This window comes from uncultured Agitococcus sp., assembly GCF_937920075.1.
In the GTDB taxonomy this organism is placed as follows: Bacteria; Pseudomonadota; Gammaproteobacteria; order Pseudomonadales; family Moraxellaceae; genus Agitococcus.
Genome location: NZ_CALETI010000207.1, coordinates 1 through 7,037, shown reverse-complemented (window position 1 = coordinate 7,037; position 7,037 = coordinate 1). Strand labels below are relative to the sequence as shown.

The following is a 7,037-nucleotide window of genomic DNA, read 5'->3' as shown; positions in this document are numbered from 1 at the left end:
TGGTCATTTTGTCAATATTAATAAAGCGTCTAACCAGTTTGTCACCAGCATAAACCTCTAATACACCATTTGTGCCAGTCCAGTTTTGTAAACTACGGCTGATTTTATTTTGTTGCTCTTGGGAGCAGGCACTGAGTAATAACACGCTTAATAGGGAAATAATTAGGGTCTTCATAGGTCAAGGTGTCCATTTTTACAAAACTAACAAGTCACCCCCATCTTAAATACTCTTGTGGTACAGTCAATTTGAGATTGTAACTGTAAGAGTTTTGACAATGACCAAGCCTATTTTGCATTTTGCCCACGCGAATGGTGTGCCATCGGCATGTTATCAAAAAATGTTAGCTATTTTGGTAGAGGATTTTCAAGTCGTTATGATTCCTGTGATTGGTATCGACCCCAATTATCCCGTGGATAATCATTGGTGGTCATTAACAGAGCAAGTTGCAGAGTCCATTAAACGACAAAGTGATGGTCAGCCAGTCTATGTTTTAGGCCATTCTTTAGGAGCAATGACCAGTTATATGGTGGCGCATCGTTTTCCACATTTAGTCAAAGCTTTGGTCATGTTAGATCCACCGATGTTTAACGGTATGGATGCCTATAAACTACACCTTGCTAAATTATTAGGCAAAGCAGAGAATTTGACACCAGCAGCGAAAAGTAAAAATCGTCGAGATGTTTGGCCTAATCGTGCCGAAGCGGCTGCTAGTTTACGACCTAAAAGTTTATTTAAAACCTTTGATGAACAATGTTTTGCAGATTATATCAATTATGGTCTAAAGGATTGTGCTAATGGAGTATGTTTAACGATTCCTGTAAGCACCGAAGTGGCTATTTTTAATAATGTACCAACTAACACATGGCGATTTAAAAAGCCTTTAGCGATGCCAGCAGCGATTGTGGTTGGCAAAGATAGCCATTTTGCCAAAACTGGCTATCCTGAACGCTTGGCACAAGAGCAGCCAGTCTCATTACATTATACCCAAGGGGGACATATGTTTCCGCTAGAGTATCCTGTAGAAACCGCGCAAATGGTTAAAGAACTGTTTGAGGATTTAGTTTGACTAGTGATGACGTTCCCTCTCCTATTAGGCAAAGGTATCTACACAATTATGAAAAGAGAGGGATAATGGTTAGTATGCACTTAATTATAGCAGCAATGGTCTAGATGCACGATTGCAAAGAAGATGGGATACGTTGGTGAGACAACATATCAAAAGCAGTCAACGAGAGATGTCAGGAGTTGGCTCGTTATTAGGAGATTGCCAAAGTTTTGCGTATACGCAAGCGGCATGGCGATTTTTTAGAAACGAATCGGTGACATTGCCGATCTTGTCAAAGCCGCTTGTAGAAGCGGCATTGGCAGGCATGAGCCATTGTGAATCGTATGGCCTAGTGGTGCATGATTGGTCTAGGCTGAATTATAGAAAGCATGAAAGTAAACAAGATAAGCGACAATTAAGTCACGATCAAGATATTGGCTATGAACTGCAAAGTAGTTTGTTGGTGAGTGACAAGACGGGCTTACCGATAGCCCCTATTGCCCAAAACTTGGTGACAAAGAACAAGGTATATAGCAGTGTTGAGGGTGAAAAAGCGGTATTGGAGACAGACAACCATCTTGACGAATTAACGCAGAGAATGTCTAAGATCGAGGATTTAGGGTTTAAATTACCGTTGGTGCATATTATTGATAGAGAGGCAGATTGTGTTGATATTTTTCGGCAATGGCAACGTAAAGAGTATCTGTGGCTCGTGCGTTGTCGGAAGAATTCAACAGTATGTTGTGATAATAAAAGCGTTCAAGTACAAGAGCTTGCTAAAAGGATTGACACGGAATATCGAGGAGAGATAAGACTTAAAGGAGCGAAATGTCATGTGAGGGTGGGTGAAATTGCGGTGAGCTTGACGAAAGCGAGTAAGCGTTCAAAATCTGCAAGAAAGCCTGAAAAAGGAGAAGCGATTGGTGCAAGATTAATCGTCAGTCGTGTACTGAGTGATGACACAGAACCCAAAGTATTGGCTGAATGGTATTTATTAACGAATGTTCCAGAGAGCGTACCTTGCTCACAGCTTGCATTATGGTATTGCTGGCGTTGGCAGATAGAGTCTTTCTTTAAGCTGTTAAAGACACAAGGTTTTGGTTTGGAAGATTGGCAGCAAGAAACAGGTGAAGCGATTGCTAAACGGTTGGCGGTGGTTTGCTGTGCGTGTGTGACCGTATGGGAAATGAGGCACGCGACTGAGTCTGAGCCGTTAAAAATGCTGCTAGTCCGTTTAAGTGGCCGACAGATGAAGCATGGTGTGAAAATCACGGACTCTGCTTTATTAGTCGGCTTGTGGCAGTTCTTATCTGCCTTGGAGTTGCTCAGGTCGTATCAACCTGAACAACTATATGAAATGGCAAAAATGCTACCTCTTCACTTACAACATAGGTATCTAAAAAATGTGTAGATACCTTTGCCTAATAGGAGAGGGAACTTTCATCGCTATTTGTTTTTTATACCCAAAACAGTAGTCTTTTTAAACGACCTTATAAATTTCACTGCCTTGTGCTTTAAACTCTTCAGACTTTTGACTCATGCCTTGTGCTGCTTGAGCGTCTAAACTATCGGCATAGTCACGCACATCTTGAGTAATTTTCATTGAGCAGAATTTTGGCCCACACATCGAGCAAAAATGCGCGACTTTATGGGCTTCTTTGGGCAAAGTTTCATCATGGAAACTCCGTGCAGTATCAGGGTCTAAACTCAAATTAAATTGGTCTTGCCATCTAAATTCAAAACGAGCTTTTGACAAAGCATTATCCCGAATTTGAGCACCTGGATGACCTTTGGCTAAGTCCGCAGCATGGGCAGCAATTTTATAAGTAATAATACCGTCTTTAACGTCTTTTTTGTTGGGTAAGCCTAAATGCTCTTTGGGCGTGACATAACATAACATCGCCGTGCCATACCAACCAATCATCGCTGCACCAATTGCGGAGGTAATATGGTCGTAACCGGGTGCGATATCGGTGGTTAATGGCCCGAGTGTATAGAATGGTGCTTCGTGACACCATTTTAATTGTAAGTCCATGTTTTCTTTAATCATGTGCATTGGCACATGGCCAGGCCCTTCAATCATCACTTGTACATCATGTTGCCACGCAATTTGAGTTAATTCACCCAAGGTTTTTAATTCACCTAATTGCGCTTCGTCATTGGCATCCTGAATCGAACCCGGTCTTAAACCATCACCCAACGAAAACGACACATCATAAGCCTTCATAATTTGGCAAATTTCGTCAAAATGAGTATATAAAAAGTTTTCTTTATGATGTGCCAAACACCATTTGGCCATAATCGAACCACCACGCGAGACAATACCTGTTAAACGTTTGGCGGTCATCGGGATATAACGTAACAACACGCCTGCATGAATGGTAAAATAATCCACACCCTGCTCGGCTTGTTCAATGAGCGTATCGCGGAAGATTTCCCACGTTAAATTTTCAGCAATACCGTCAACTTTTTCTAAGGCTTGATAAATGGGGACTGTGCCAATGGGTACAGGTGAATTACGCAAAATCCATTCACGCGTTTCGTGGATATTTTTACCTGTCGATAAATCCATAATCGTGTCAGAACCCCAGCGAATTGCCCACGTCATTTTAGCGACTTCTTCTTCGATGGAAGAAACAAGGGCTGAATTACCAATATTACCGTTAATTTTTACCAAGAAGTTACGGCCAATAATCATGGGTTCTAATTCGGGATGGTTAATATTGGCAGGAATAATCGCCCGACCTAAAGCCACTTCTTGACGCACAAATTCGGGGGTAATTTCTTTGGGAATCGCTGCACCAAACGATTGGCCTTCATGCTGATTTAATAATCCATTGGCGCGAGCTTCTTGCAGTTTTAGGTTTTCACGAATGGCAACAAATTCCATTTCTGGGGTAATAATGCCTTGTTTGGCATAGTGCATTTGCGTGACGTTTTTACCTGCCAAGGCACGGCGTGGCTGACGTAAATGACCAAAACGCAACGGGGCTAAGGCAATATCTTTTTCGCGCTGACGGCCATAAGAAGAACTTAAACCTTCTAAAACTTGCGTATCTTCGCGCTCAATAATCCAATTATCACGAATACCTGCCAAACCTTGACGAATATCAATGGTGATATTGGGGTCGGTATACGCCCCCGAAGTATCATACACCACGACAGGCAGATTTTTTTCGCCACCAAAACTGGTTGGGGTGTCATCTAAATGAATGGCACGCATTGGCACACGTATATCTGGACGTGAACCCTGCACATAAATTTTATGTGAAGCAGGTAATGGCTGAATAGCGGCGGTGTCAACTTGGGCGTTTTCGCTTAAAAAATGAGAGGTAGTCATAATAAAATAGGTACTCAACAGGATTAAACTTTGAGTTTTAAATCCATAAAAATAAACAATATGCGAAATATACCTTGCTTAGCTAGTAATGGATATAGCACAACAGTTTTCTAACATTAAAATCGGTTTAAAGACTTGCCTTATGTTTCAGAAAACAATAATCTCAGCTTTCATTTTCCATACTCGTCGGTATGTTGTTATGCGTTATATTCTTTCTATTCTTGCTTCTTTAACAATTGCTCAACAAAGTTATGCTTTAGATTTAGCACAAGCCTATGAACAAGCTTTAAAAAATGACCCTCAATGGGCAGCCACCACCAATCAATATTTAGCCGAAAAAGAAAAAGAACAACTCAGCTATGGGGCGTTATTACCTACAGTCGGTTTTTCGGGGTCAGTTAGCTATAATAAAGTTGAACCCGAATCTATTCCTAGTTATGACTATACAGGCCGTCAACTAGCAATTCAGGCGCGTCAAGGTTTGTATCGTGCTGATTTATGGAAAGCCTACGAAAAAGCCAAAATTTTAACCTCGGTAGCCGAAGCGGATTATCGTCACAAACAACAAGAGCAAGTATTAAGAGTCAGTGAAGCCTATTTTAATGTGTTACGCGCTCAAGAAACCTTAAGTTCTGCTAAGGCCGAAGAAGCGGCTTTAAAGCGTCAATTAGAACAGGCTCAAAAACGTTTTGATGTGGGTTTGATTGCAAAAACAGATGTTTTTGAAGCTCAAGCGCAACTTGATGCCGCTGTTGCTGCCCGTATTAGCCAAGAAGTCGGTTTGGCAAGCTCACAAGAAGCCTTAGCAGGTATTCTTGGCAGTGATGCAGGCCAATTAAGCGCGTTAAGAGACGACTTTATTGTTACGCCACCCCAACCCAACAATGCAGATGAGTGGGTTAAATTGGCACACGAAAAAAATCCACAATTAGCAACCGCTCGTTTTAATCAACAAGTAGCCGAAAAAGCCGTTGAAGAACAACGTGCGGGTTATAGACCAACGATTGATTTTGTGGCTTCTATTAGTGATCGTGATAATGGCAGTAGTCCACAAACCTCTAACCAAAACTCACAAGCTTTGTCGGCAGGCATCGAGATGCAGTGGCCAATTTATACAGGTGGTCGGACAGGCTCAGCTATCAAACAGGCCAGTTATGGCCGTGATGCCGCTCGTGACCAAGTAACTTCTGTAACACGCCAATTAACGACTCAGGCACGCACAGCCTTTTTAAATGTCTCTGCCGATAGCTACCGTGTTTCTGCTCGTCAACAAGCCGTTAAATCTGCCGAAGCTGCCTTAGCAGCGACCAAAGCAGGTTATGATGTGGGTACACGCAATATTGTTGATGTGTTATTAGCAGAACGTAATGTCTATGCAGCCAAACGTGACTATGCAAATGCTCGTTATGACTATGTGATTAACACGGTTAAATTACGTGCTTCTAGTGGTCAGTTAGGTGAGATGGATATTAAAGAGTTAAATGGCTGGTTAAATAAATAATAAAAAAGGGCTTTAAAGCCCTTTTTTATTAATCATGATCGTGGTGATGATGTTTGTGGTGGTTTTTATTCCAACCTTTATGTTTGCCATGATTATGTTTATGCTTACTTTCTTCACGTACATAAACAACACGCTCGACTGGCTGTCTTACTACAACTTTTTCTATGGGTTGTTGTACAACGACTTTTTCTTTGACAACTGTCGTTGATTTTTGCTGATTTGAACCAATCGCTGCACCTGTTGCACCACCAATAGCAGCCCCCACAATAGCACCATTACGACCATTAATATCTTGGCCAATAGCTGCACCAATTGCACCACCGACCGCTCCACCTACCACAGCACCTGTATCACCTGCCATGGTTTGGCCACTTATTACTAAACTTAATACTAAGCTAGCTAATATTGCTGTTGTTTTCATCGTCTTCACCTTTGAAAATATCCAATCAGTGACTGAAACATAGCCAAGCACGAGATGCTCGACTAGAAACATTTTGCAATATTTAAGGGAGAATGCGTAACTTAATTGATGATTTTGTAAGCAGAATTAGGCAGGGTTCACAAAAACCGAAGTTTCGATAACATAGCAGATACATTTTAAATTTAAAAATTTGATCGTAAACCAAGCAAAATCGAAGTAATTTCGCCCGTTTAGGACTGATGCGATTGCTGTTTTTGCTCATATTACAACCGCTGTTAACGGCTTTATGCTGACAAAACACATCAGCAATGCGTCAGTCTTGGGTGCTCAGGTGTGGCTCAAATTTACGCCAATCACGCCCACCACAATCAAACTGGTAAAAAATAGTTTGCTGGCACTATAAACCTCATTTAGCCAAAAAAAAGCAATTAAATTAGATAGGGTTAAAACCGTACCTGTGGTAACAGACGAGGCAAATCCCATGTCAAAATATTTAAGCACTTTCGACCATGTAACAAATGCGGCCGTATATGAGGCTAATGCAAAAGCCAATAACCAGATTTTTTCTTGTTGGCTACAGTGAAGAATTATTACAAATCAAACTGGATAATCAAACACAATCAATTCCTGTTATCGTTCTTGCTCAGAGCCAGGCTAATTTAAATGAAATAACAGTAAGTGTTATTAAGAAAATGATTACCATAAAGAATGGAAATTTAACTTTTAATA

5 protein-coding genes and 1 pseudogene are annotated in these 7,037 nt (G+C 41.2%); 4 read left to right on the top strand and 2 right to left on the bottom strand.

Annotated features, from left to right (window positions below; translation table 11 throughout):
- The first annotated feature begins 275 nt into the window (after positions 1 to 275).
- Together Q0212_RS07660 and Q0212_RS07655 are read left to right on the top strand one after the other, a co-directional pair.
- Positions 276 to 1,067: an alpha/beta hydrolase gene (locus tag Q0212_RS07660; protein WP_297924182.1), complete on the top strand. Its 792-nt coding sequence runs from the start codon at positions 276 to 278 to the stop codon at positions 1,065 to 1,067.
- 136 nt (positions 1,068 to 1,203) lie between these two features.
- The gene (locus tag Q0212_RS07655; RefSeq protein WP_297924180.1) at positions 1,204 to 2,457 is read left to right on the top strand and encodes a transposase; all 1,254 of its coding nucleotides are present in this window, start codon (positions 1,204 to 1,206) and stop codon (positions 2,455 to 2,457) included.
- Between the two features lie 69 nt (positions 2,458 to 2,526).
- Here Q0212_RS07655 and thiC read toward each other — a convergent pair.
- Positions 2,527 to 4,332: pseudogene (gene thiC / locus Q0212_RS07650) on the bottom strand (phosphomethylpyrimidine synthase ThiC); the annotation flags it as partial.
- 253 nt (positions 4,333 to 4,585) lie between these two features.
- Here thiC and Q0212_RS07645 point away from each other — a divergent pair.
- A complete protein-coding gene (locus Q0212_RS07645; protein WP_297924178.1) occupies positions 4,586 to 5,887 on the top strand; it encodes a TolC family outer membrane protein in 1,302 nt (433 codons plus the stop codon).
- Positions 5,888 to 5,915: 28 nt separating this feature from the next.
- Here Q0212_RS07645 and Q0212_RS07640 read toward each other — a convergent pair whose 3' ends face one another.
- A complete protein-coding gene (locus Q0212_RS07640; RefSeq protein WP_297924176.1) occupies positions 5,916 to 6,308 on the bottom strand; it encodes a glycine zipper domain-containing protein in 393 nt (130 codons plus the stop codon).
- Positions 6,309 to 6,847: 539 nt separating this feature from the next.
- Here Q0212_RS07640 and Q0212_RS07635 point away from each other — a divergent pair.
- The coding region (locus Q0212_RS07635) for a hypothetical protein (RefSeq protein WP_297924174.1) at positions 6,848 to 7,037 on the top strand (190 nt) is incomplete at its 3' end.

Bases quoted from the DNA above. Each gene is read 5' to 3' on its own strand.
- Q0212_RS07660 (WP_297924182.1), top strand. From the start codon at position 276: ATGACCAAGCCTATTTTGCATTTTGCCCACGCGAATGGTGTGCCATCG.
- Q0212_RS07645 (WP_297924178.1), top strand. From the start codon at position 4,586: ATGCGTTATATTCTTTCTATTCTTGCTTCTTTAACAATTGCTCAACAA.
- Q0212_RS07640 (WP_297924176.1), bottom strand. From the start codon at position 6,308: ATGAAAACAACAGCAATATTAGCTAGCTTAGTATTAAGTTTAGTAATA.